This window comes from Natribaculum luteum, from assembly GCF_023008545.1.
Taxonomy (GTDB): Archaea; Halobacteriota; Halobacteria; order Halobacteriales; family Natrialbaceae; genus Natribaculum; species Natribaculum luteum.
In genome coordinates, this window is record NZ_CP095397.1 from 2,415,931 (window position 1) to 2,439,558 (window position 23,628).

General features: G+C 65.5%; 21 protein-coding genes and 1 pseudogene. 12 read left to right on the forward strand and 10 right to left on the reverse strand.

The features are described 5' to 3' along the window. Positions 1 to 72 precede the first annotated feature (72 nt). Positions 73 to 1,215: an acyl-CoA dehydrogenase gene (locus MU558_RS12430; RefSeq protein ID WP_246966592.1), complete on the reverse strand. Its 1,143-nt coding sequence runs from the start codon at positions 1,213 to 1,215 to the stop codon at positions 73 to 75. 130 nt (positions 1,216 to 1,345) lie between these two features. Here MU558_RS12430 and MU558_RS12435 point away from each other — a divergent pair, with 130 nt between their 5' ends. Further along, positions 1,346 to 2,395 carry a phytoene/squalene synthase family protein gene (locus tag MU558_RS12435; protein ID WP_246966593.1) on the forward strand — a complete coding sequence of 350 codons (1,050 nt, stop codon included), beginning with the start codon at positions 1,346 to 1,348 and terminating at the stop codon, positions 2,393 to 2,395. Positions 2,396 to 2,649: 254 nt separating this feature from the next. Here the strand turns inward: MU558_RS12435 and MU558_RS12440 are convergent, their stop codons facing one another. Continuing rightward, complete coding sequence (locus MU558_RS12440) at positions 2,650 to 3,504, reverse strand: 3-hydroxyacyl-CoA dehydrogenase family protein (protein WP_246966594.1); 855 nt, start codon at positions 3,502 to 3,504, stop codon at positions 2,650 to 2,652. A gap of 253 nt (positions 3,505 to 3,757) precedes the next feature. Between MU558_RS12440 and MU558_RS12445 the strand changes: the two are divergent. The 3 genes and pseudogenes from MU558_RS12445 to MU558_RS12455 form a co-directional block, all read left to right on the forward strand. Next, positions 3,758 to 4,267: pseudogene (locus tag MU558_RS12445) on the forward strand (DUF7409 domain-containing protein); the annotation flags it as partial. 206 nt (positions 4,268 to 4,473) lie between these two features. Then, positions 4,474 to 5,262: a class I fructose-bisphosphate aldolase gene (locus tag MU558_RS12450; protein ID WP_246966595.1), complete on the forward strand. Its 789-nt coding sequence runs from the start codon at positions 4,474 to 4,476 to the stop codon at positions 5,260 to 5,262. After that, positions 5,259 to 6,110 carry a class 1 fructose-bisphosphatase gene (locus tag MU558_RS12455; protein ID WP_246966596.1) on the forward strand — a complete coding sequence of 284 codons (852 nt, stop codon included), beginning with the start codon at positions 5,259 to 5,261 and terminating at the stop codon, positions 6,108 to 6,110. The genes MU558_RS12450 and MU558_RS12455 overlap by 4 nt, the downstream gene beginning before the upstream one ends. A gap of 17 nt (positions 6,111 to 6,127) precedes the next feature. Here MU558_RS12455 and ppsA read toward each other — a convergent pair whose 3' ends face one another. Further along, positions 6,128 to 8,404: a pyruvate, water dikinase gene (gene ppsA, locus MU558_RS12460; protein ID WP_246966597.1), complete on the reverse strand. Its 2,277-nt coding sequence runs from the start codon at positions 8,402 to 8,404 to the stop codon at positions 6,128 to 6,130. Positions 8,405 to 8,504: 100 nt separating this feature from the next. Here ppsA and MU558_RS12465 point away from each other — a divergent pair, with 100 nt between their 5' ends. From MU558_RS12465 to MU558_RS12475, 3 genes are all read left to right on the forward strand, one after another. After that, positions 8,505 to 9,749: a glycosyltransferase gene (locus tag MU558_RS12465; RefSeq protein ID WP_246966598.1), complete on the forward strand. Its 1,245-nt coding sequence runs from the start codon at positions 8,505 to 8,507 to the stop codon at positions 9,747 to 9,749. Positions 9,750 to 9,829: 80 nt separating this feature from the next. Next, positions 9,830 to 10,723 (forward strand): universal stress protein, encoded by an 894-nt coding sequence (locus tag MU558_RS12470; protein WP_246966599.1) that lies wholly within the window; start codon positions 9,830 to 9,832, stop codon positions 10,721 to 10,723. Between the two features lie 272 nt (positions 10,724 to 10,995). Beyond that, complete coding sequence (locus tag MU558_RS12475; protein WP_246966600.1) at positions 10,996 to 12,384, forward strand: ADP-dependent glucokinase/phosphofructokinase; 1,389 nt, start codon at positions 10,996 to 10,998, stop codon at positions 12,382 to 12,384. 7 nt (positions 12,385 to 12,391) lie between these two features. Here MU558_RS12475 and MU558_RS12480 read toward each other — a convergent pair whose 3' ends face one another. Next, positions 12,392 to 12,631 (reverse strand): DUF8119 family protein, encoded by a 240-nt coding sequence (locus tag MU558_RS12480; RefSeq protein WP_246966601.1) that lies wholly within the window; start codon positions 12,629 to 12,631, stop codon positions 12,392 to 12,394. A 51-nt stretch (positions 12,632 to 12,682) separates the two neighbouring features. After that, positions 12,683 to 13,861 carry a hypothetical protein gene (locus MU558_RS12485; protein WP_246966602.1) on the reverse strand — a complete coding sequence of 393 codons (1,179 nt, stop codon included), beginning with the start codon at positions 13,859 to 13,861 and terminating at the stop codon, positions 12,683 to 12,685. Positions 13,862 to 14,232: 371 nt separating this feature from the next. On the opposite strand from MU558_RS12485, the gene MU558_RS12490 reads away from it, so the two are divergent. Further along, entirely contained in the window at positions 14,233 to 14,682 is a 450-nt protein-coding gene (locus tag MU558_RS12490; protein WP_246966603.1) for a pyridoxamine 5'-phosphate oxidase family protein, read from the forward strand. A gap of 384 nt (positions 14,683 to 15,066) precedes the next feature. After that, on the forward strand, positions 15,067 to 15,420 hold the full coding sequence (locus MU558_RS12495; protein ID WP_377071374.1) for a DUF5658 family protein: 354 nt from the start codon (positions 15,067 to 15,069) through the stop codon (positions 15,418 to 15,420). Here MU558_RS12495 and MU558_RS12500 read toward each other — a convergent pair. The 5 genes from MU558_RS12500 to MU558_RS12520 form a co-directional block, all read right to left on the reverse strand. Beyond that, the gene (locus tag MU558_RS12500; RefSeq protein ID WP_377071376.1) at positions 15,396 to 16,010 is read right to left on the reverse strand and encodes a GNAT family N-acetyltransferase; all 615 of its coding nucleotides are present in this window, start codon (positions 16,008 to 16,010) and stop codon (positions 15,396 to 15,398) included. The two genes, MU558_RS12495 and MU558_RS12500, sit on opposite strands and share 25 nt — an antisense overlap. Before the next feature lie 12 nt (positions 16,011 to 16,022). Further along, a complete protein-coding gene (locus MU558_RS12505) occupies positions 16,023 to 16,643 on the reverse strand; it encodes a GNAT family N-acetyltransferase (RefSeq protein ID WP_246966605.1) in 621 nt (206 codons plus the stop codon). A 106-nt stretch (positions 16,644 to 16,749) separates the two neighbouring features. Next, positions 16,750 to 17,352 carry a PH domain-containing protein gene (locus MU558_RS12510; protein ID WP_246966606.1) on the reverse strand — a complete coding sequence of 201 codons (603 nt, stop codon included), beginning with the start codon at positions 17,350 to 17,352 and terminating at the stop codon, positions 16,750 to 16,752. Beyond that, on the reverse strand, positions 17,349 to 17,939 hold the full coding sequence (locus MU558_RS12515; protein ID WP_377071375.1) for a PH domain-containing protein: 591 nt from the start codon (positions 17,937 to 17,939) through the stop codon (positions 17,349 to 17,351). The genes MU558_RS12510 and MU558_RS12515 overlap by 4 nt, the downstream gene beginning before the upstream one ends. Before the next feature lie 116 nt (positions 17,940 to 18,055). Then, the gene (locus MU558_RS12520) at positions 18,056 to 19,456 is read right to left on the reverse strand and encodes an NAD-dependent succinate-semialdehyde dehydrogenase (protein WP_246966607.1); all 1,401 of its coding nucleotides are present in this window, start codon (positions 19,454 to 19,456) and stop codon (positions 18,056 to 18,058) included. Between the two features lie 252 nt (positions 19,457 to 19,708). Here MU558_RS12520 and gdhB point away from each other — a divergent pair, with 252 nt between their 5' ends. The 3 genes from gdhB (at position 19,709) to MU558_RS12535 (ending at position 23,612) form a co-directional block, all read left to right on the forward strand. Beyond that, positions 19,709 to 20,983, forward strand: coding sequence for a glutamate dehydrogenase GdhB (gene gdhB, locus MU558_RS12525; RefSeq protein ID WP_246966608.1), 1,275 nt, complete (start codon positions 19,709 to 19,711; stop codon positions 20,981 to 20,983). A gap of 137 nt (positions 20,984 to 21,120) precedes the next feature. Continuing rightward, positions 21,121 to 21,981, forward strand: coding sequence for an HpcH/HpaI aldolase/citrate lyase family protein (locus MU558_RS12530; protein WP_246966609.1), 861 nt, complete (start codon positions 21,121 to 21,123; stop codon positions 21,979 to 21,981). Between the two features lie 374 nt (positions 21,982 to 22,355). Then, the gene (locus tag MU558_RS12535; protein WP_246966610.1) at positions 22,356 to 23,612 is read left to right on the forward strand and encodes a Glu/Leu/Phe/Val family dehydrogenase; all 1,257 of its coding nucleotides are present in this window, start codon (positions 22,356 to 22,358) and stop codon (positions 23,610 to 23,612) included. Positions 23,613 to 23,628 lie beyond the last annotated feature (16 nt).

Below are 23,628 nucleotides of genomic sequence, written 5' to 3' on the forward strand. Positions count from 1 at the left end.
CGGTCCGATCACGACTCATCGTGCGGTCGCACCGGAACCGACGTACAACCGACGTTGTGAGCGGAAACGGAGTCAGTTCAGCAGCTGGTCGCCGATCGTGTTCCGGAGCACTTCGCTGGTGCCCTCGTAGATCTCGTTGAGTTTGGCGTCCCGGTAGAACCGCTCGGCGGGGAAGTCTTTGGTGTAGCCGTAGCCGCCGTGGATCTGGATACCCTCGTTGGCGACCTCGCGGCTCACTTCGGAGGCGTAGAGCTTCGCCTGGGCGGCCTCCTTGATGTAGTCCTCGCCGCGGATCTTGTTGTCGGCGGCCTTGTGCATGAGCAACTTCGCGGCCTGAATCTTCGTGTCCATGTCCGCGAGTTTGTGCTTGATCGACTGGAACTCGCCGATGGGCTGGCCGAACTGCTCGCGTTCGTTCGCGTAGTCGCGGGCCTCCTCGAAGGCGGCGCGAGCGATCCCGACGCTGCGGGCGGCGATCGTGATACGGCCGCCGTTCAAGGTCTTCAGCGCCTGGACGAAGCCGTCGCCTTCCTCGCCGATCAGCCGGTCGGCGGGAACGCGAAGGTCGTCGAAGCGCAGTTCGGCCGTCGGACAGCCCTTGTCACCGAGTTTCTCCTCTGTGCCCTCGACGTGGAAGCCGTCGTCCTCCTCGGGGCGGACGACGAAGGAGGAGATGCCCTTGTTGCCCGCCTCGGGATCGGTCTTCGCGAAGACGGTGATCGTGTCGGCGACGGAGCCGTTCGAGATCCAGAGTTTGCCGCCGTTCAGGACGTATTCGTCGCCGTCTTTCTCGGCCGTCGTGTCCATCGCCGGCACGTCACTGCCCGCCCCCGGCTCCGAGAGGGCGAACGCGCCGACGTCGCGGCCCTCCGCCAGCGGCGTCAGGTACGCCTCTTTTTGCGCCTCGTCGCCGAACTCGTAGAGCATGTTGCCCGCAAGCGAGATGTGTGCGGCGACGATCGTCCCGAGCCCACCCGAGCCACGAGAGATCTCCTCGAGTCCGATCGCGTAGGAGTGATAGTCGAGGCCAGCGCCGCCGTACTCCTCGGGGAAGGGCATCCCCATCAGACCGAGGTCGGCCATCTCGTCGACGAGGTCGGCCGGAAACTCGTCGTCGTGGTCGATCTCGGCGGCGACGGGAACGACCTCCTCGTCGACGAACTCGGCGACCATGTCGCGAATCTGTTGCTGTTCTGGGGAGAGCGTAAAGTCCATACGCGTGGCATCGGCGGGTCACTTCTTTACTGTTATTATCACGTTCGGTGACGTGTCTCGTGGCCACGATCGAAGAGACGACCGGGACCGCGGTGTTTTTCCGGGATGCGGTCGAACAGGGTGATAGTAGATGACAACGGGCCAGACCGAATCCACAACCAACGCCGATCTTGAGTGGTGCTACGAGGCGGTTCACGGCGTCTCTCGGACCTTCTCGATCACGGTCGACCGACTCGAGGAGCCCATGGCGAGACATATCTGTCTGGGGTATCTCCTCTGTCGAATCGCCGACACGATCGAGGATGCGGGCCACATCCCGCCCGAAACGCAGACCGAACTCCTCTCGACGTACAACAGGCTGCTCGATCCCGATGATCCCCTCGCCGTCGAGACGTTCGTCGCCGACGTCGAGCCGTGGCTCCCCGAGGAGCGAAACGACGACTGGGAGGTCGTCGCCCAGACGCCGCGGGTCCTCCGCGCGTTCGAGGCACTCGACGACGAACCCCGCGAGATCATGCGCGACCCCGTCCGCGAACTCGTCGACGGAATGGCGATGTTCACCGACCGCTACGCTGAGGAAGGCGGCCTTCGCCTGCAGACCCTGGACGAACTCGAGGAGTACTGCTGGTACGCCGCCGGAACGGTGGGGACGCTCATTACGGGTCTGGTGGCTCGCGGCGCCTCGCCCGAACGGGCGAGCGAACTGCGGGACAACGCCCGTTCGTTCGCGCTGCTCCTCCAGCTCGTCAACATCGCCAAGGACGTCGAGAGCGACTACCGCGAGGAGAACAACGTCTACCTCCCCGCCGAGTGGCTCGCCGAGGAGGACGTCGACGTCGACCGCGTCGTCGACGAGGACAACCACAGCGGCGTGACCAACGTCGTTCGGCGGGTCACGGGCCGGGCCGAGAGCTACCTCGACGACGCCCAGCGCTATCTCGAGGTGCTCCCCGAACACCGCGGCAACACGCTCTCTGCGTGGGCCATTCCGTACCTGCTCGCAGTCGGTACGCTCCGCGAACTGCGCGAGCGTCCGGAAGACGTCGTCGAGACGGGGAACGTCAAAGTGTCGCGCGCGGAGGTGTACACGTTGCTCCAGCAGTTCGAGACGGGCGTCTCGCGGTCGGGACTCGAGGACCTGCGGACGACGATGGCACAGCGTCCCCTCCACGAAAGCTGATCGCGGCGACGGGTTCGTCCGGAGTCATCCTATCGACTTTTCGCGGCGAGGCGTCGTCCGAGCGCCCACAGCGGGTAGCCCGCGCTGGCGGCCACGAGCGCCGGGGAATCGTGTGAAAGCTCTTTCGCGACGACAGATCGGCGAGTGATAACGATAGCTGTGAGTCGTTACCGCCGCAACCGCGAACCGTCTTGCGGTTGCGTCGATACCCAGTCACAGCCATCATTATGAGACGTCCCGCTCGAGCGGCGCGATCAGTCGTACTCGTAGAAGCCCTTCCCTGTCTTCTTGCCGAGTTCGCCCGCCTCGACCTTCCGCTTCAAGAGGTACGCCGGCTTGTAGCGGTCGCCGAGTTCCTCGTAGAGCGTCTCGGAGGCGTGCAGACAGACGTCGAGGCCGATGTGATCGGCCAGCGTCAGCGGCCCCATCGGGACGTTCGTGCCGAGTTCCATCCCCGCGTCGATGTCCTCCTTCGTGGCGACGCCCTCGTCGTAGGCCCGAATGCCCTCGTTGAGCCAGGGCATCAGGATGCGGTTGGTGACGAAGCCGGGTTTGTCGTCTGCCTCCCAGGTCGTCTTCTCGAGGTCCTCGGCCAGGTCGTGTGCGAGCCCGACCGTCTCCGCGTCCGTTTTCTCGCCGACGACGATCTCGACGCCCTCCATAATCGGCACCGGGTTCATGAAGTGGAGACCGACGACTCGCTCGGGCGTGCCGGTGGCCGCGGCGATCGACGTGATCGAGAGCGTACTCGTGTTCGTCGCGAGCAGCACGTCCTCGGCGACGAACTCCTCGAGGTCCGCGAAGATTTCCTTTTTGACGTCCACGTTCTCGACGGCCGCCTCGACGACCGCGTCGCAGTCGGCCAGCGCCTCGAGATCGGTCGTCCCCTCGATGCGCTCGCGGATCGTCTCGGGGTCGTCCTCGAGCGCGTCCTTCCCGGCGAGTCGGTCGAGACTGTCCTCGATCGACTCGAAGCCGCTCTGTACGAACTCCTCCTCGATGTCGCGCATGACGACCTCGTAGCCGTTCGTCGCGGCGACCTGTGCGATGCCGCTGCCCATCGTTCCTGCGCCGACGACGCCGATTCGGTCGATGCTCTCGCGGACCATACCAGCAGTTCACGTCACCCGGCCGTAAGCGTGCCGATGCGATCGACCGGCTCGCCGTCGCCCCATTCTATCTCGCCGCCGTCGTCGAATTACCACGGCCGAAAAAATTCTATAATGTTGAAGTATCGATAATTAATCGATGCCGACAGAGGATAACATTCAAGGTGTAGCGGTTTGAGTTACGGACAGTTCGGTGACTGGTGTGAGTGAACAAAACGTCGTCGAAGAACCGGCAGACGCCATCGCAATCGTCGACGAAGCGGAGCGCGAGGCGCTCGAGCAGGCGGGTATCGATCCGGCAGCGGTCGAGAACAAGGAGTGTTCCTATCGAACCTTACTGGACGCCGGCGTCGACGAGTCAGTAGCCGCGTCGCTCCGGCGGCGGTTCTCCCTGCCGTGGTCGTTCGAGACGGACGGCGACCTCGACCGTCGCTCGAGCGAAGTTCGTGGTCTCGGGCAGCGAGAACGGGAGTGGATCGCCGCGAGCGCAGACGAGACCTGGCAGGCGTTCGAGGGCGCTCGGTCGCGTGCCGTCGACACCACGTTCGAGGAGCCGTCCGAACGGCCGTGGCCACGGCCGACGCCGGTGACGGCGGTCACGGGGATCAGTCCGGCAAAAGCCGAGCGACTCGCCGACGCCGGGATCGTCTCCGCAGAGCGGCTCGCGACCATCGACGCCGGCGAGGTCGCGGACGCCCTCGACCTGAACGTCCTCCACGTTCGGACGTGGCGACATAACGCGCGCGAACTCCTCGAGGACTGACGACCGACGCCGGTCCGTCTCGAACGCGGCTTCGATGGGGCGCCGATCGGTTCAGTTCCCACGATCTCTGCTCGATTTTCCTGTCCTGTGTTCTCACACCTCGCCCGCGCTTTCGGCAGGTAGAGGGTTTTTACTACACGAGAGAGTATATTTTCTCCAGTTCCGACCATCAAAGATTTATACGGCCCTGTTGGACCTTTCACCAGATGATTCCAATCGACGACTCTCCGATCGTTCGAGACGGGAAGTCACTCATTCTGGCGATGGATCACGGACTCGAGCACGGCCCCGTAGACTTCGAGGAGGTCCCGGAGAAACTCGACCCCGCGACGGTCTTCGAGACGGCGACCCACGACGCCGTCACCTGCATGGCCGTCCAGAAGGGGATCGCGGAGGGCTACTACCCAAGCTACGAGGACGACGTCAACCTCCTGCTCAAACTCAACGGCACCTCGAACCTGTGGATGGGCGAACCCGACTCGGCGGTCAACTGCTCGGTCGACTACGCCGCCGAAATCGGAGCCGACGCCGTCGGTTTCACCGTCTATAGCGGCTCGAACCACGAGGTCGAGATGTTCGAGGAGTTCCGCCGGATTCAGGAGAAAGCCCGCGAGTACGACCTCCCCGTCGTCATGTGGTCGTACCCGCGTGGACAGGGGCTGAAAAACGACACCAAGCCAAGCACCATCTCGTATGCGACCCGGATCGCCCTCGAACTTGGTGCGGACATCGCGAAGGTCAAGTATCCCGGCAGCCCGGAGGCGATGGAACACGCCGTCGACTGCGCCGGTGACATGAAAGTCGTCATGAGCGGCGGCTCGAAGACCTCCGACTACGACTTCGTCTCGACGGTCGAAGCCGTCATGAACGCCGGTGGGAAGGGACTCGCAGTCGGCCGTAACGTCTGGCAGCGCGAGGATCCCGAGCCGATCCTCGACGCACTCGAGCAGGTCATCTACGAGGGCGAGACCGCCGACGCCGCACTCGAGGAATGAACGACGCCGTCGAGGAAATCGTCGACGTCATCAGCCGCTCGGCCACCGAAATCCGTCAGGGACTGGTCGGCCGGCGGGGAAAGGTCGACGAGGAGAACCCCAGCGGCGAGACCCAGGCGGAAGCAGACGTCTTCGCCGACGAGTTGCTCGCCGAGCGGCTGGCAGCGATCGAGGGCGTAGCCGAGTACGCAAGCGAGGAGCGGGTCGAAAAATCTCACGTCGGCGACGGGAACCTCTACGTCGCCGCCGACCCACTCGACGGCTCTTCGAACCTCAAATCGAACAACACGATGGGGACGGTGTTCGGGATCTACGACGAGCCCCTCCCCGCTCCGGGAACCGCTCTCGTTGCGGCGGGCTACGTGCTCTACGGCCCGATCACGACGATGGCGTACGCCCGCGACGGGACGGTCACGAAGTACGAACTCACCGGCGGCGAGCGCACCGTCGTCGAGACGGACGTGAGCCTCCCCGATGACCCCCTCATCTACGGCTTCGGCGGACGCGTCCCCGACTGGCCGGACGACTTCGAGGCGTACGTCCGCGAGATCGAATCCGATCCCGAACTCAAACTCCGCTACGGCGGGGCGATGATCGGCGACGTCAACCAGGTGCTTACCTACGGCGGGATCTTCGCCTACCCCGCCCTCGAGGACAGCCCTCGGGGCAAACTCCGCCTGCAGTTCGAGGGGAACCCGATCGCGTACGTCCTCGAGTCCGCCGGCGGGGGCTCCTCTGACGGCACGCGGTCGATCCTCGAGGTCGAACCGGACGACCTCCACGACCGGGTTCCGGTCCACGTCGGCAACGCCGGGTTGATCGACCGACTCGAGACCACACTCGAGTAGGCGTTCGGCCGAGCCCGTTACGATTCCGATTCTCGTTTTGCCACTTCCAGAATCGTCTCGACGGCGACGTCCGGCGAGACGGAGATCGAGTCGACGTCGGCCTCGAGCAGGAACTCGGTGTACTCGGGGATCGTCGACGGGGCGTCGCCACAGATCCCGACCGGCCGGTCGTGTCGGTGTGCCTCCTCGATCATCGAGGTGATCGATCGGGTCACGGCCTCGTCGGTCTCGTCGAACAGCGGGGCCAGTTGCTCCGAGTTCCGATCGACGCCGAGTGTCAGCTGGGTTAGGTCGTTCGAGCCGATCGAGAAGCCGTCGAACAGCGCCGCGAACCGATCCGCGAGGACGATATTCGCGGGTAGTTCCGCCATCACGTAGACGTCCGTGTCGTCGCGCGAGAGGCCGAACTCCTCGAGCAGTTCGAGGACGCGCTTGCCTTCCTCGATCGTGCGACAGAACGGAACCATCACGATGACGTTGTCTAATCCAACGTCCTCGCGAACCTGCCTGATTGCCTCACACTCGAGGCGAAACGCCGCTCGAAACTCGTCGTCGTAGTACCGCGAGGCCCCGCGCCAGCCGAGCATGGGGTTGGCCTCCTCGGGTTCGTACTTCCAGCCGCCCTCGAGGTTGCGGTACTCGTCGGTTTTGAAGTCGCTGAACCGGACGATGACATCGTCGGGGTAGAACGCGGCGCCGATCTTTGCGATGCCGGTTCGTAACGCGTCGATGAACTGGGCTTCCTCGCCGCGCTCGAGCAACTCGAGCGGGTGGAAACCGACGTGGGAGGTGACGATGAACTCCTCGCGGGCCAGCCCGACGCCGTCGACTGGGAGATTGGCGAGCGAAAACGCGCGGCCGGGGTCACCCAGGATCAGCTTGACGTCGGTGTCGGTCTCGGGAATCTCGTCTACCACCTCCTCGCTGACCTCGAACTCGAGGGTGCCCTCGTACACCCGGCCGGTGTCCGTCGAGCAGTCGACCGTCACGGCGTCCCCATCGGACAGTGCGTCGGTCGCGTTCCCGGTGCGAACGATCGCGGGAACGCCCAGTTCCCGGGAGACGATCGCGGCGTGGGACGTTTTGCCGCCCCTGTCGGTGACGATGGCGCTCGCTTTCTTCATGACCGGAACCCAGTCCGGGTCGGTCATCTCGGTGACGAGCACGTCCCCCTCTCGAACCTGGTTCATCTGCCGGTGATCTTCGAGAACCCGGACGGAGCCGGTCGCCACGGCGTTCCCGATCGCGACGCCGGTGAGCAGTTCTTCCCCCGACTCCTCGAGGCTGTACGTCCGGATGACGTTCTCCGCAGCACCGTGTACCGTCTCCGGCCTGGCCTGCACGACGAACAGCTCTTCGAGGTCGCCGTCGACGAGCCACTCGACGTCCTGTGGCGTTCCGAAATGCTCCTCGATGCGCGTCGCGTACGTCGCCAGCTCCCGGATCTGGTCGTCGGTGAGCGCGAACTCCTCACGCAGTTCCTCCGGCACCGACTCGAGTTTGGTTCCGCCGTTCCGACGAACCATTCGCTGTGTTTTCCCGCCGAGTTGTTTTTCGACGATGCCGGTCGTCGGTTTGAAGACGACGTACCGGTCGGGGTCGACCACCCCCTGGACGATCGGTTCGCCGAACCCGTAGGCCGCCTCGATCGTGACGACCTCGTCGAAGCCGGTGTCCGGATCGAGGGTGAAGAGCACGCCCGAGGTCGCCAGGTCCGCCCGCCCCATCTTCTGGACTGCGACGGCGAGTTTGACCGCGAAGTGGTCGAAGTCGTTGTTCTCGCGGTAGGCGATCGCCCGGTCGGTAAACAGCGACGCGAAGCAGTGTTTGATCGACTCGAGCAGTTCGGTCTCGCCGGCGACGTTGAGAAACGTCTCCTGCTGGCCGGCGAAGGAGGCCTCCGGGAGGTCCTCGGCTGTCGCGGAGCTGCGTACGGCGACTTCGGGGTCGTCGAGCTCGAGGCGCGACGACAGCGCGTCGTAGCGGCCGACGATCGCCGACGCCAGCTCCTCGGGCATCGTGGCCTCGGAGATCGTCCGCCTGATTCGCTCGCCCCGTCGCTGGAGGTCGGAGACGTCGTCGACGTCGAGCCCCTCGAGTTCGTCGGCGATCGCCTCCCCGATCCCAGTCTCTTCGACGTAGTACTCGTAGGCCGACGCGGTCGTCGTAAAGCCCGGTAGCACTGGCACGTCGAGGCTCGCGAGTTCGCCGAGGTTCGCACTCTTGCCGCCGACGACGCCCGCGTCCTCGCCGCTGCAGTCTTCCAGCCACTGGACGAATTCGGGTTCGCTCATCGATTCGGCGATTCGACCACGAGCGCGGCCATAAATTGGGCGGGCGAGTTCCACCCCACAACTGATACCAGTCCCGTCGTGGTACGTCCGGGTACCGACGATGCACCCGCCCCCGCTTCCGGACCGATCGATCGAGGCGTACGCGGCCGTGACGGAGAGCGAACGGCTCGAGCGGCTCCGAAAACTCGCCGCGACGATTGGAGACGCCCGCATCCTCCACGTCAACTCGACCGCGACCGGCGGCGGCGTCGCGGAACTGCTCCGGTCGATCGTGCCCCTCTGTCGCGACCTCGGCCTCGACGACAACTGGCTCGTGATGGACGCCGGCGACGACTTCTTCGAGGTGACGAAGGCGATCCACAACGGGCTCCAGGGGAGCGGGTCGCCGCTGACCGAGGAGATGGTGGCGACCTATCGCGACGTGAACGAGCGCAACGCGGCCGAACTCGAGGGGACGTACGACGTCGTCGTGGTCCACGATCCGCAACCGCTTGGCATGATCGAGTCGGTGCGCGAGGCGATGCCGGAGGCGGAGATCGTCTGGCGCTGTCACATCGACCTCACCGACCCGGTCGAGGAGTACCTGACGTTCGTCGCCGACGACGCCGAACGGGTCGATCGCGCGATCTTCAGCCGGGCGGCGTACGGGGACGCGATCGACGGTCCGACGAAGCACGTCATCCACCCGTCGATCGACCCGCTGACGGCGAAGAACCGGTCGCTCGACGAGGCGACGGTCACGGCCGAGTGCGACCGGCTTGACCCCCTCTCGTTCGACGCACCGCTCGTGACGCAGGTGTCGCGCTTCGATCCGTGGAAAGACCAGTTCGGCACCGTAGAGATCTACCGTCGCGCCCGCGAGTCGATTCCGGACCTCCAGCTGGCGCTGGTCGGCGCGATGGCCGGCGACGATCCAGAGGGGCTGGAGCTGTACGAACGGGTCGCCGAGGAGACGGTCGACGATCCGAACGTGCACGTGCTGACCGAACTGCCTGACGAGGCGGTGAACGTCCTGCAGCGCCGATCGGACGTCGTCGTCCAGAAGTCACTCCGCGAGGGGTTCGGCCTCGTCGTCTCGGAGGCACTCTGGAAGCGCACCCCGGTGGTCGGCTCGAACGTGGGCGGAATTCCGCTGCAGATCGAAGACGGCCAGAACGGGTACCTCGTCGAGCCGGACGACGTATCGACCGCCGCGGACCGCGTCGTACAGCTCCTCGAGGACGACGAGCGCCGGACGACGTTCGGCGCGAACGCTCGCGAGCACGTCCGCGAGCACTTCCTGCTCCCGCGACAGCTCGCCGAGTTGCTCGCCGTCTTCGTCGAGGTGCTGGGCCGCGGTTCGTGACCGTTGCGAACCATCCGCATTACTGATTGACTTTTGACACTCCCTACACCATTATCCGCCGAGAGGGTGAGGGGATACCTATGAGCCGGCTCATCGAGCGGGTGCTGATACCGACGGACGACAGCGACGGAGCCCTCTCGGGGGCGAGACGCGGGATCGCACTCGCGTCGCAGATCGGCGCCGACGTGCACGTCCTCTCGGTCGTCGAGGTCGGGCACCGGCCGCCCGAGTACGACGACGAACTGCTCTCGTCGCTCGAGGCGCGGGCGGACGAGGCGGTCGAGACGGTCGCGAGAATGGTTCGCGATCACGACGAGGCGATCGACGTCACGACTGCAGTCAGGCGCGGCACCCCGTTTCAGTCGATCAGGGAGTACGCCAACCGACGCGAGATCGACATCGTCGTCATGGGAACGAAGGGAAGGACCGGGGTCGACCGGATCCTGCTCGGCAGCGTCACCGAGAACGTCCTCCGGACCGCCCGGACGCCCGTCCTCGCGGTTCCTCCGAACGCGGACGCACCCGCGATCGACGACGTGGCGTTCGACCGGGTCCTCCTGCCGACGGACGGCAGCGATGGGGCCGAGATCGCGGCCGAGTGGGGGATCGCCCTCGCAGCGCGCCTCGAGTCGACTGTTCACGCGCTGTCTGCCCTCGATACGAGTCCCTTTTCGGCGGTCGGAGACACGGACGAGGTCCCCGAGGCGCTCGAGGCGCGGGCGGAAGCGGCGGTCGAGTCCGTCCGGAAGCGCGCCGACGATGCGGACGTGGACGCCTCCGGATCGATCGAGACTGGCCCGCCGACGGACGTGATCCTCGCGTCCGCGACCGACCACGACGTCGACCTGATCGTCATGGGCACCCACGGCAGGACGGGGATCGGACAGTGGTTCCTGGGGAGCGCCACGGAGAACGTCGTTCGTCAGGCCGACGTCCCGGTGTTTTGCGTCCCCGTCAGCGCCGAGTCGCCGTGACGTGACGACCGGCGGCAGGTCCGGATCGCCGATATCGGTGACGGCGATCGCTCCCGTCGGCCGAGTCCGTCGTTCCGGATCGAATCGAGTCGAGTCCGTCGAACGGTCGCCTGTGTACACGCGTACGTCCGGGTGAATCCGTCCTGACTCCCACAGCCTCGGGTATAACGCGGTCACTCGCACCGGCTTGCGATCGCGAGACCGATCGAGGCCCGATCACGACCGACGCGTGGCACACCATTAACCCGCTGGGGCTGGGAGTGGTCGACGAGATGGGCGAGGCACGCACGCGGCTCGAGTCAGCCATCGAGGCGCTTTCGGGCCTTCCGGTGTTCGTCGCGTACAACGCAAACGTCGACGCGATCGTCCGGGTCGACGAGGAACTCGAGTCGTTCCTGGAGCGGCCGTCCGAACCCGGGACGAAGCCGCCGCCGAGTCCGCTGGACTCGAAACGCGACCTCGCGACGGCGATCACTCACACGATGGCAGCCGGCCACGGCGACGAGGCAGCGATGACGGACGACTTCGCCACCACGCTCGAGTCGGAGTTGATGCCGGACGACCAGCAGATGGGCGGCCAGGCGGGGATCATGACGAACCTGCTGACCTCGCTCGGGGCAACGCCGATCACGTTCACGTACATGGTCTCGAAGCGCCAGCGGTCGATGTTCGACCATCCCGACACGGTCCGGTACCCCATCGTCGAGGACGGGCAGGTGCGTTACGTTCCCCTCGAGGAGTTCACCAACGCAGACCGAACCAAGATCAACTGGGTGTTCGAGTTCCGGACCGGAGACGAACTCTTCGGCGTGCGTGCCGCGGCGGACACCCGGTTCATCGCCGCCTCGAGACCGGCGGCGTTCGACCTACACGCCGGTGACCTCGACGAGACCATCGATCAGGTCGGTGCGGTCGTCGACGGCGCGTTGCTCGCGGGCTATCACAACCTCACCCCCGACCACGTCGAGGAGGGGTACGAAGAGACACACCGTCACGCGCGGGACGTCATCCGCCGGCTTCGATCCGGTGGCGACCTCGACGTGCACGTCGAGTACGCCGTGACGCAAGACGACGACCTCAGAGCGAGCATGTACGAGTGGATTCTGCCGGAGGCGAACGTCGTCGGCGTGGACGTACACGAACTCAACATGCTCCACGACGACGCGGGGCTCGAGGTGACGGGCGAGAAACCGACGGAAGAGACGCCGTTCGAGGCGAACGAGATCCTCACCCACTATCGAATGCTCGCCGCGCTCCGGGAGGAACTCGGCGTCGACAGCATCCAACTTCACGCGATGGAGTACCACCTCGCCGTGATGGACTCCTACCACCCTCCGGAAGCGGTCAGACGAGGACTCGAGTTCGCCGCCGTCAACGCCGCGACCAAGGCGGCACGCGGGGAGATCACGAGGCCCGACGACCTCGAGACGGGACTCGAGTACGAGCCGTCGACGCCCGGTCGCGAGGCGATCGAACTCCTGGCAGATCACGTCGACGAGTCGGCCGACGACGGCGTCCTCTGTACGCCGACGGTCGTCGCCTGTCCCAATCGCGTCGTCGACGACCCCGCGGGTACGGTCGGCATCGGCGACATCGTCTCGTCGTCGAGTTTCGTCCTCGAGCTAGCGATCGCTACCGACCGCGACCAGTCGGCGACGTAGCCCTCGATCACCCCCGTCCGAGCCGTTCCCATCCCGAGGTCACCTGCACGTAGGCGACGACGCCCAGGAACACCAGCCCGTAGAACTGTACGCGCGAGAGTCCGGCCGAGAGGGCGACGAGCGTCACCAGGAGGACCCAGAGCCCGACGACAGCGAGGTCGAGGAGGAGTCGCCACGAGTTTCTGACGGCGGCTCGCCAGGGGCTCGCGCGATTCGGTTCCCGGTCGGTCTCGCGGTCGTCAGTCATTCGTCGGCGGTCTCTCGGGTCGTCGGTCGGACGTCTTTGGTCTGTTCACGGTCAGAAGTGATAGCCGTACTGCTCGGTTAGCTGGTAGGCGGCGGTTCCCCAGATGTAGCTCTGGCCCGGCCACCACGTTCGTGCGTTGTTCAGTCCGGCGACGAGGACGCCCTCCTCCGGCGCGTCGGGGTCCGGGTGGTAGCTCACGGAGCCACTGTCGCCGTCCGCCATGTCCTCTTCGTTACCCCAGCGGAGCTGTCCGCGACGGCAGACGTCGCCCGTGAGGCAGGTGATCGCGTCGATTCCTTCGATGTCTCCGGTCGTGTGGCCCGTCAGCGCGGAGACCTTCTGGAGTGGTTCGCCTCTTGCGGCGAGGTCGGCCAGGCCAAAGCGCGTGAACTGTCCCCGGACGCGCTCCGACACCGACCCCTCGACCGCGCTGTCTGGGAGGTACTCTCCTGTGGGTTCGACGGCGACGATGTCTTCGACGGGGTGGTCGTGGCGGACGCGGCCGAGGTCGACTTGCGTCCCGTCCTCGAACGGGAGTGCGAGCTCTCCGCCCCGGACGTCGCCACTCTTTCCGTAGGCGTGGCGAGCTGTCGCGAAGAACGTCTGATCGTTTTGCGGGTGGTAGAGCGCGGGTGTGAGCGTCGCCATCCCGATCTCTGCCTGGCAGCCGACGCCACCGGGGACACGGTAGTCGTCGACGTCGCCGACGTCGCTGATGAACGTCGGATCGATCCGTTCCCTGTCTTCGTCCAACTCTTCGACCTCTTCGATCGATTCGACGTTGTAGGCGACGTCTCCGAGGATGCGCTCGAGGACCGCCCTCGTCCGACCCAGGTCCTCCACGGAGACGTTGACGGAGATGGTCGCCTCGCCGGATCGATGGTCACCGGGGACGACCGCGCTTCCGAGGTAGCCGGTGATCGAGGCCTGGGCGATACTGTCGTGGAGCTCGAACGCCTTCGAGACCGTGGCGTACCACTCGGCGGGAACGGTCGTCGTTCGCTCCTCGATCGACCGCGGATCGTCGGGGTCCGATCTGACGAGGGCGGTCACGATGGGGACCGTCCCGTCGTCGACCGCGAGGAAGTCGTCGACGCCGAGCAACTGTGCCATCCCGACCGCGTAGCCGGCGTTGACGGCCGTCCGGAGGAACTCGCGTCGATCCATTCCGGACTCCAACCGCTCGCGAAGCGTCGCGAGCCGCTGGACGATTGTTTTCTTTCCTGACATTGTTCTCGAGTGATCAGAGGGCGGTCGTCGACGCTGCGGCGCCGTCGGACGAGCGAATTGCTGGCCCTCGAGAGACGAACCGATCAGACGAGTCGGCGGCGTTCGCCCGACGCTGCTGGCACGTTCCGCTGGGCTCGGTCGAGTCGTCCGTGTAGACTGCTCCGGTGTGAAAGATAGTTGTGCCTGCATTCACCGCCCTTGATAACTGCTGCTCGCTGCGGGCGGTCCGCCTCGCTATCGCGACGTTCTGTTCGGATCGATGACTGTTACGAATACCGGACGATCGGTCGTTTCGAGGGCTTTACTGGACGTTTCACTCGAGTCTACCCGTAGTTTTTTTCGGACCGCCGGCGTACGTGTTATCGGTAGCTATGACTCCCGCATTCACCGGGCAGGAAAAAGCGCTGAGTCGCGAGGAGTGCGACGAACACCTCCGCGAACAGGGGACCGGTGTTCTTTCGCTCGCGAGCGACGGCGAGGCGTACTCGGTGCCGATCTCGTTTGGCTACGCGGACGACGTCGTCTACTTCGTCTTCCTCGGCTACGCGGCCGACAGCGAGAAGGCCCGATTCGCCGAGGCGACCGATCGGGCGTGTCTGGTGAGCTACGACGTATCCGGGAAGTTCGGCTGGGAGAGCATCGTCGTCAGAGGCCCACTCCGCGAGGTCGACGACGACGAGTGGGACGAACTCGTCGACGCCATCGAGGACAACGCCTGGTACCCGAGCCTGTTCTCGGAGGCCGATCCGCAGAGCCAGCTACGGGGGTTCGCGCTCTCGACCGAGGACGTCAGCGGCCTCGCCGACCAGCGCGAATCGTGAATCAACATAATAGCTGTACACGTTAACCCGAACGCTGGTGTGTCAACGCTCCGAACGACTCCTGTCTCCGTGCTGGTGACCACGGAGGCGCGAATTCACTCCCGACACGCAATTCGCCGTCTCTCCCCTTTCCTCTCTGTCTCTGCGCCTCGAGTGTCCTCTCGCTCGTTTGGACCTGAAAATTGACTGTCGTCGAGCAGACCGCCGCCGGAAAACGACCGACTCGCGCCCGGTAGGGACGGCCTGTACGCCACGTCGTCGAGGGTACGCCGACCGTACGAGCACACTCGAGTCACTACGCGTGACATAACAATATCGGTACTGCCGGTAGCCTGTCGCACTCCTCGCGCTGGGCAGGACCGGTTCGACCCCGGTCGGGAGCGTATGAGCGTCGACGGCACGCACTGGCACCGACAGCTAAATCGCGGACTCGACGAGATGGGTGGCCTCGAGCGGGCGCTCTGGGCTGCCGTCGCGTTCTCGCTGGTCGGTGACGTGGCGACCACGTTCGTCGGGTTGCACCTCGGGCTGGTCGAGTCGAATCCGCTCGCTCGAAGTGCGATCGACGGGTGGGGACTGCTGGGGATGCTCGCGCTGAAGGCGTTCGCGGTCGGCGTCGGCCTCGTGTGCTGGCGGTTCTTGCCCAGAGAAGCGCGACCGATCGTCCCCGCAGCGCTCGCCGTTCCCTGGCTGGTCGCCGTCGGGATCAACCTCTACGCCATCGTGACGCTGACCTGATCGTCGGCGTCCGCGTACGCGTCGCGTGTGATCGCGTACCTGACGGCGTCGACCGGTTCGCCAGTAGCCGTGAGCAGTTCGTTTCTGCACACGCAGTCGCGGCTTCCGCCGAACCGATCGACGTAGCGTTCGACAGCGCGGAGCGACCGGTCGTTGTCGACTCGGACGAGCACGACGATACACTCGAGGTCGAGCCGTTCGAACGCGAGTTCCAGGAGCGCCCCGGCGCGCTCGCCCGAGTAGCCACGGCCCCAGAACCGCTTGCGTAGCCAGATGCCGAGTTCGCCAGTCCGTCGCTCCCAGTCGATTCCGAGACCGCACGCGCCCGCGATTTCGCCTGCACCGGCCTCGCCTGCCCGTGGGCGAATCACGTACTCCGCCGCCGTCGCGTCCGCCCACGCCGTCTCTCGCGACTCGAGGAACGCGACGGTCTCGTCGGGTGTCTCGTGGGAATCCCAGGGCGTGAACGCGGTGACCTCGTCGATGTCCGGGTCGGCCGAACAGATCTCGTAGTACTCGTCGACGTCGACAGTCTCCGTCGACAGCCGCTCGAGGTGGAGACGATCCGTCTCGACGTGCTCTGGAAACAGGTCGGTCATCGTTCAGTCGTGGACGGCGACGCTCACGTCCGTCGGGTTCGCACGCCACTCCTCTCGCGAGACGCTGTACCGGTAGCAGTCGACCGGGTCGCCGTCTTGCACTCGCCAGTTGCGAAGCAGGCCATCTCGACCGCCGCCGTGTGCCTCGGTGTATCGCTCGATCGCCCTGTTCGACTTCTCGTTGTCGACGTGGGCAGTGACGGCGACCAGTTCGAGATCGAGCCGTTCGAACGCGAGATACATCAGCGCGGCGGCGCGCTCGCCGGAGTACCCCCGACCCCAGAACCGCTTGCGCAGCCAGACGCCGAGTGTCATCGTCTGTCGGTCCCAGTCGACGTCGAACCCGGCGTCGCCGGCGATCTCACCAGCACCGTCTTCGCCCTCTCGCGGTCGGATCAGGTACGAGCCACCGTCGCCGTTCTCGTATTTTTCGGCGACCGTCTCGAGAAACTCGAGCGTCTCCTTCGGCGTTTCGTGTGGATCCCACGTGAGGTACGTCGTGACCTCGTCGATGTCCGGATCGGCCGAACAGATCTCGTAGTACTCGAGCGGATCGACGACGTCGTGGATCGCCTCGAGTCGCAGCCGATCCGTCTCGATCGTTTCGGGGAAGAGACTGCCCATGGCGGCGACGACGGACGACTCGTTTAAATCGTTCCTCCTGCTGTGGCACCAATTACCATTCGATTCGAATTCGATAGTAAATAGATACAGATTCTGTACTATCGCTTCAACCGTCCTCGACGCGCTCGCGCCACCCCCGAACCTCCGTGAGCACTGCCTCCCACTGCTCGAGCGTCCCCGGTACCGTCCCGCCCCGAGCGCGGTCGACGTGTTCGTCGATCAGCGCTCGGACGGTCTGTGGGTTCTCCACGTTCCAGAACCGGAGTTCCTCACCGTCGCCGCCTGCAGTATCGACAGTGATCGTGCCGTAGCCGACGAGCCGCCCCAGGGCGTGCTGTTCGAACGAACTGTTCTGGACCCGCTCGAGTGTGGCGGTCGTCACGCGCGTTCCGAGGACACCGGTTCGCACGTACGCCGACTCGGTGGTGACGACGAACGCGGTCCGGGCGACGCTGAGATACCCCCAGCCAGCGGGGACGAGTGCGATCGGCCCGATCGCGGCGACGACGATCGGGACGCCGTCCATCCCGATCGCGAGTCCCGCCACGACGACGCCGAGGACGCCGATCGCGAGCCAGGGATACGACGACTGGATTCGCGGGCGACCGTCCCAGCGAATCGCCTCGTCGTCGCCGAGCGTGAGCCACGCCGGCGTCTCGACGGTCGACTCGAGCGCCGCATCGTCGGTTACGGGCGTTCGATCGGTCATCGTCGGCGCGGTTCGTCGTCCACTTGCGGCTCCGCTTCGGCCGGCCGTTCGTCGGCGACGGCCGCACGGATCGCCCGCAACTCCGTCAGAATCTCCTCGAGGACGTCGTCTTTCGTCCGTTCGTCGTCTCCATCCCGTCGCTCCCGTTTGATCCGCTCGCTGATGAGCTGCTGGACGTCTTGCGGGTCGGGGGCCGACTTGAACGCCATCTCGACGCCGGAGCCGCCCGCTGTGCTGATCTCGACGGTGCCGTACCCGAACTGGTTGCCAAGCGCGGTCTGGGCGTAGGAGATGTTCTGGACCTTCCCGAAGTCGATGCGTTTGACGTCCCTCGAGAGCACGCCCGACTTTCGGTAGAGCGCGCGGTTCGTGACGACGTAGTTGGTGTTCGTGACCCGGAGGTACTCGCCGACGATGATGAAGATCCCGACCAGCACGATCGAGAGGGGGATGCCGATGGCGAACGCCGGGATGAGCGTCCGCCGGTCGGGACCGCTGGCCCAGAGCAGTTCCTCGTCGTCGTCGAGCGAGAGCCACTCGAGGTCCATATCCGCCGCGTCTCCGGCGGGTCCGTCCGCCGCAGTCACGGGTCGACCACCCTGTCGTCTTCGATCGGGGACGTCTGGTGTGCCCCGCTGTCGCCATCGCTCATGTGAGGAGGTGGGCACTCGAGCATGAAAACACGGCCGGTTCCGACAGGGCCCTACTCGACCAGTCCCTCGTCCTCGCCGGCACCGTGCTGGACCCAGATGGTCTTCGCGTTCACGAACTCCCGGATGCCGTGGTGGGCGAGTTCTCGACCGTAGCCCGACTCCTTGACGCCGCCGAAGGGCAGCCGCGGGTCGGACTTGACGATCTCGTTGACGAAACAACAGCCAGCCTCGAACCCGCGGGCGAACGCCTCGCCGCGCGCTACGTCCTCGGTCCAGACGCTCGCGCCCAGCCCGAAGCGGGTGTCGTTCGCCGTCTCGAGCGCTTCGTCTTCGTCGGCGACGCGGAAGACCGAGGCGACGGGGCCGAACAGTTCCTCTGTGTCGGCCGGCGAGCCCTCGGGGATCTCGGTCAGCACCGTCGGCGGGTAGAACGCGCCCTCGCGGTCCATCGGCTCGCCGCCGAGTTCGACCTCGGCCCCCTGTTCGACCGTCTCGTCGACCTGCTCTGCGAGGTCTTCCATCAGGTCCTCGCGGGCCTGCGGGCCGATTCCCGTCTCTTCGTCCGTCGGATCGCCCACCGTCCAGGCGTCCAGTTCCTCGACGAACCGTTCGACGAACTCGTCGTAGACGTCCTCGACCACGATAAAGCGCTTTGCGGCGATACAGGACTGCCCGGAGTTGAGCAGACGAGCCTGCGCCGCTTTCTCGACCGTCCGCTCCATCGGCGCGTCCTCGAGGACGACGAAGGGGTCGCTGCCGCCCAGTTCGAGGACGGTTTTCTTCAGTTCACTTCCCGCCGTCTGTGCGACCGACCGGCCCGCACCGCTGCTGCCGGTGAGCGTGACGGCGGCGATCCGCTCGTCCTCGATGATCTCGGCGACCTCGCTCGAGCCGACGAGCAGGCTGGTGAACGCCCCGTCGGGGAAGCCCGCCTCCGCGAAGACGTCCTCGATGGCCCGCGCACAGCCGGGGACGTTCGAGGCGTGTTTCAGCACCCCGACGTTACCCGCCGCGAGGTTCGGCGCGGCGAAGCGAAACACCTGCCAGAACGGGAAGTTCCAGGGCATGATCGCGAGCACGGAGCCCAGCGGCTGGTAGGCGACGACCGTCCGGGCGTCGGACTCGCCGGCGACGACCTCGTCCGCGAGGAACTCGGGGGCGTGTTCGGCGTAGTACGAGCAGACCCACGCGCACTTCTCTACCTCCGAGCGGCTCTGTGCGATCGGCTTGCCCATCTCCGCGGTCATCAACTCGGCGTATTCGTCGACGTTCTCCCGGAGCACGTCGGCCGCGTTCTCGAGCAGTCGACATCGCTCGACGACATCGACGTCGCGCCACTCCGCGAACGTCTCGCTCGCCCGCTCGAGCAGGTCGTCCCGTTCGTCTGCCGACTCCGACTCGTACCTGTCGAGGACCTCCCCAGTCGCAGGATCGACGCTTTCGATCGACATAGGCCATCCACTACGACCACGCGCATAAACGCGAGGGCAGTCATCTCCGGCACGCCAGTACAAGTTCGCCGCCACAGAGCCGTGCAAGTTTTGCACGAACTCGAGGATAGTAGCAAGGATTAATAAGGTCGGAGGGAAAGGTCGACCAGATGCGCCGGCGATTCCCCGATCGACGTGGCGGTGACCGTCGGCGTCTTCTCGCCAGTGACTGTGTGATGCGTTCGCACAGTCGTGGCGTCCGAACGATTCACTATGGCATCTACTGAACCCGCTCACGAGCCGGAAGAGGAGACCGCAGTCGAGACAGCCCGTCGCCAGCTCGAGCGTGCGGCAGCCCACCTCGACGTCGACGAGGGCGTCATCGAACGCCTGCGCCACCCGACGTCCGTCTACCAGATCACGATTCCGCTCGAACGCGACGACGGAACGCGCGAGATGTATACGGGGTATCGTGCCCACCACGACAACGTCCGCGGGCCGTACAAGGGGGGCATCCGCTACCACCCCGACGTTACCCAGAAAGAGTGCGTCGGCCTCTCGATGTGGATGACCTGGAAGTGTGCCGTGATGGACATTCCATTCGGCGGCGGAAAAGGCGGCGTCGTGGTCGACCCGAAAGACCTGAGCCAGACGGAGAAAGAGCGACTCACCCGCCGAATGGCCGAAGAACTGCGACCCGTGATCGGCCCGATGACGGACATTCCCGCGCCCGACATGGGGACCGACCCACAGACGATGGCGTGGTTCATGGACGCCTACTCGATGCAAGAAGGCGAGACCCAGCCGGGCGTCGTCACCGGCAAGCCGCCGGTCATCGGCGGCAGCTACGGTCGCGAGGAGGCACCCGGACGGAGCGTCGGGATCATCACACGCGAGATCCTCGAGTACTACGACCGCGACGTCGCCGAGACGACCGTCGCCGTCCAGGGTTTCGGGAGCGTCGGCGCCAACGCCGCGCGCTACCTCGACGACCTCGGTGCAGACGTCGTCGCCGTTTCGGACGTCGACGGAGCCATCTACGACCCCGACGGTCTCGACACGAACGACGTCGAGGGCCACGACGAGCGACCAGGGATGGTTTCGGGGTACGACGCCCCCGAGACGCTCACGAACGAGGAACTGCTCACCCTGGACGTCGACGTGCTCATCCCGGCCGCGATCGGCAACGTCCTGACCGCCGAGAACGCCCGCGACGTCCAGGCCGACATCGTCGTCGAGGGCGCGAACGGGCCGACGACCTCGACCGCAGATCAGATCTTCGAGGAGCGTGGCATCCCCGTCGTCCCGGACATCGTCGCTAACGCCGGCGGCGTCACCGTCTCGTACTTCGAGTGGCTCCAGGACATCAACCGCCGCAAGTGGACCCTGGAGCGGGTCAACGAGGAACTCGAGACCGAGATGCTGCGGGCCTGGGACGCCATCCGCGTGGAGTACGAGTCTCGGGACGTCACCTGGCGTGACGCCGCGTACATCGTCGCGCTCTCACGGATCGCCGAGGCTCACGACGTACGCGGTCTCTGGCCGTAGCGCGGCCTGTCGCAGTTCGATCGACTACCGATACCTCGTACCGTTCTCGGTTCCTTCACTCTCGCTCCATTTTATCGCCCGACGAGACGGCCCTCGGAGCCGCCTGATATAACTTGGTCGCCCTCGAGGGTGTGCGTATGGTTCGCAGAAGCGTCATGTTCACGCCCGGAGATCGTCCGGAGATGCTGCAGAAAGCACCCGACGCAGGCGCCGACGTCGTGGTCTTCGACCTCGAGGACGCCATCTCCCCGGGGCAGAAGGCGAACGCACGGGAGACCGTCCGCGAGGTGCTCGCCGATCCCGCGTTCGACCCCGACTGTGAGGTCTGCCTGCGGGTCAATCCGGTCGGTCTCGGGGCCGAGGACGACCTCGAGGCCGTCCTCGGCGAGGGCGACGGTCGCCTCGACAGCGTCATGCTGCCGAAAGCCGAGTCCGCCGCCGACGTCGACCGTCTCGTGAGCCACCTGTCCGGGTACGACGCCGTCGTTCCCGTCCTCGCGCTCGTCGAGAGCGCTCGCGGCGTCCTCGAGGCCGATGCGATCGCGGCCGTCGACGCGACCGACGCGCTCGTCTTCGGGGCCGAAGATCTGGCCGCAGACGTCGGCGCGACCCGAACCAGCGACGGACTCGAGGTCCTCTACGGGCGCGAGCGGGTCGTCACTGCAGCCGCCGCCAACGACTGTGCGGCGATCGACACCGTCTTCACCGACTTCGGTGACGAGGAGGGGCTGATCGAGGCGACGGAGTTCGCGATCCAGCTCGGCTACGACGGCAAGATGGCGATCCACCCCGACCAGGTCGAGCCGATCAACGAGGCGTTTACGCCCGATCCCGAGGAACTCGAGTGGGCACGGGCCGTCCTCGAGGGGAAACGCGAGGCGGACGCCGAAGGCCGGGGCGTCTTCGAGGTCGACGGTGAGATGATCGACGCGCCGCTGATCGCACAGGCCGAGCGGATCGTCGAACGCGCCGACGCAGCCAACGCCGATCAGATATAAGGTCGTGAGTACATGATAGTATGATCTGAACAGGTTTTCGTTTCGCAGTGGCGTCGTCGTCCGTGCCTTCCAGTTCGAAACCCGAATCTGGGACCGTTAACGGTCGTTCGAGCCCGGTTCTCCCGTCGGGCGGATACTTCCCGTCCCGCGTGCTGCTGTTCTTACGGAAATCTCTCGGATCGGGCGCGAACCCAAACCTCGGCCGAGCGAGGAAACTGGACAGGCGACCGCTTCACGTCGGTTTTCGACGCGATAACTGCCCGAACTTTGGTATAAAGCGCCTGGTACTGTTTTGGGATAATATATGGTATTATATGTCATACCTTCGGCGTTATTCGACACGCTTATTTTGGGTTCGACGGAAGTCGGGCGTAATGTCCGAGGAAGCGAACCCCTTCGAGAGTTTGCAGTCACAGATCGACGCCGCTGCCGAACACGTCGACGTCGACGAGGACGTCATCGAGCGCCTCAAACACCCCGAGCGCGTGCTCGAGACGAACCTCACCGTCGAGATGGACGACGGCTCGCTCGAGCGCTTTACGGCCTTCCGCTCGCAGTTCAACGGCGACCGCGGGCCGTACAAGGGTGGCATCCGCTATCACCCGAACGTCACCCGCGACGAGGTCAAGGCGCTGTCGGGCTGGATGACCTACAAGACCGCCATCGTCGACATTCCCCTCGGTGGCGGCAAGGGCGGTATCATCATCGACCCCGCGGAGTACTCGGAGAGCGAACTCGAGCGAATCACCCGCGCGTTCGCCAAGGAGCTGACGCCCATGATCGGCGTCGACCGGGACGTCCCCGCGCCAGACGTCAACACCGGCCAGCGGGAGATGAACTGGATCAAAGACACCTACGAGACCCTCGAGAACACGACCGAACCCGGCGTCATCACGGGGAAGGCGATCGACAGTGGCGGCAGTGAGGGCCGTGTCGAGGCGACCGGGCGCTCGACCGTGATCGCCGCTCGCGAGGCGTTCGACTACCTCGGCGAGGACATCGCCGACGCGACCGTCGCCGTCCAGGGCTACGGCAACGCCGGCTGGATCGCCGCGAAACTCGTCGAGGACCTCGGTGCGACCGTCGTCGCCGTCTCCGACTCGAGCGGCGGCATCTACAGCGAGGACGGCCTCGACGCCCGCGAGGTCAAGGCGTTCAAAAACGAGACCGGCTCGATCACGGGCTACAGCGAGGCCGACGAGGAGATTTCCAACGACGACCTGCTCACCCTCGACGTCGACCTGCTGATCCCCGCCGCACTCGAGAACGCGATCGACGCCGACCTCGCCGAGGACGTCCAGGCCGACGTGATCTCCGAGGCCGCGAACGGCCCGATCACGCCCGCCGCCGACGAGGTGCTCGCTGCGAAGGACGTCGTCGTCATCCCAGACATCCTCGCCAACGCCGGCGGCGTCACCGTCTCCTACTTCGAGTGGGTCCAGAACCGCCAGCGCTTCTACTGGTCCGAACAGCGGGTCAACGAGGAACTCGAGTCGATCATCGTCGACTCCTTCGACGCGCTCACCGACGCCTACGAGGAGTGCGACCTCGAGAACTTCCGCACTGCCGCCTACGTCGTCTCCGTCCAGCGCGTCGCCGACGCCTTCGAGCAGGCAGGCACCTTCCCCTGAACTTCGCTTTTCTCGC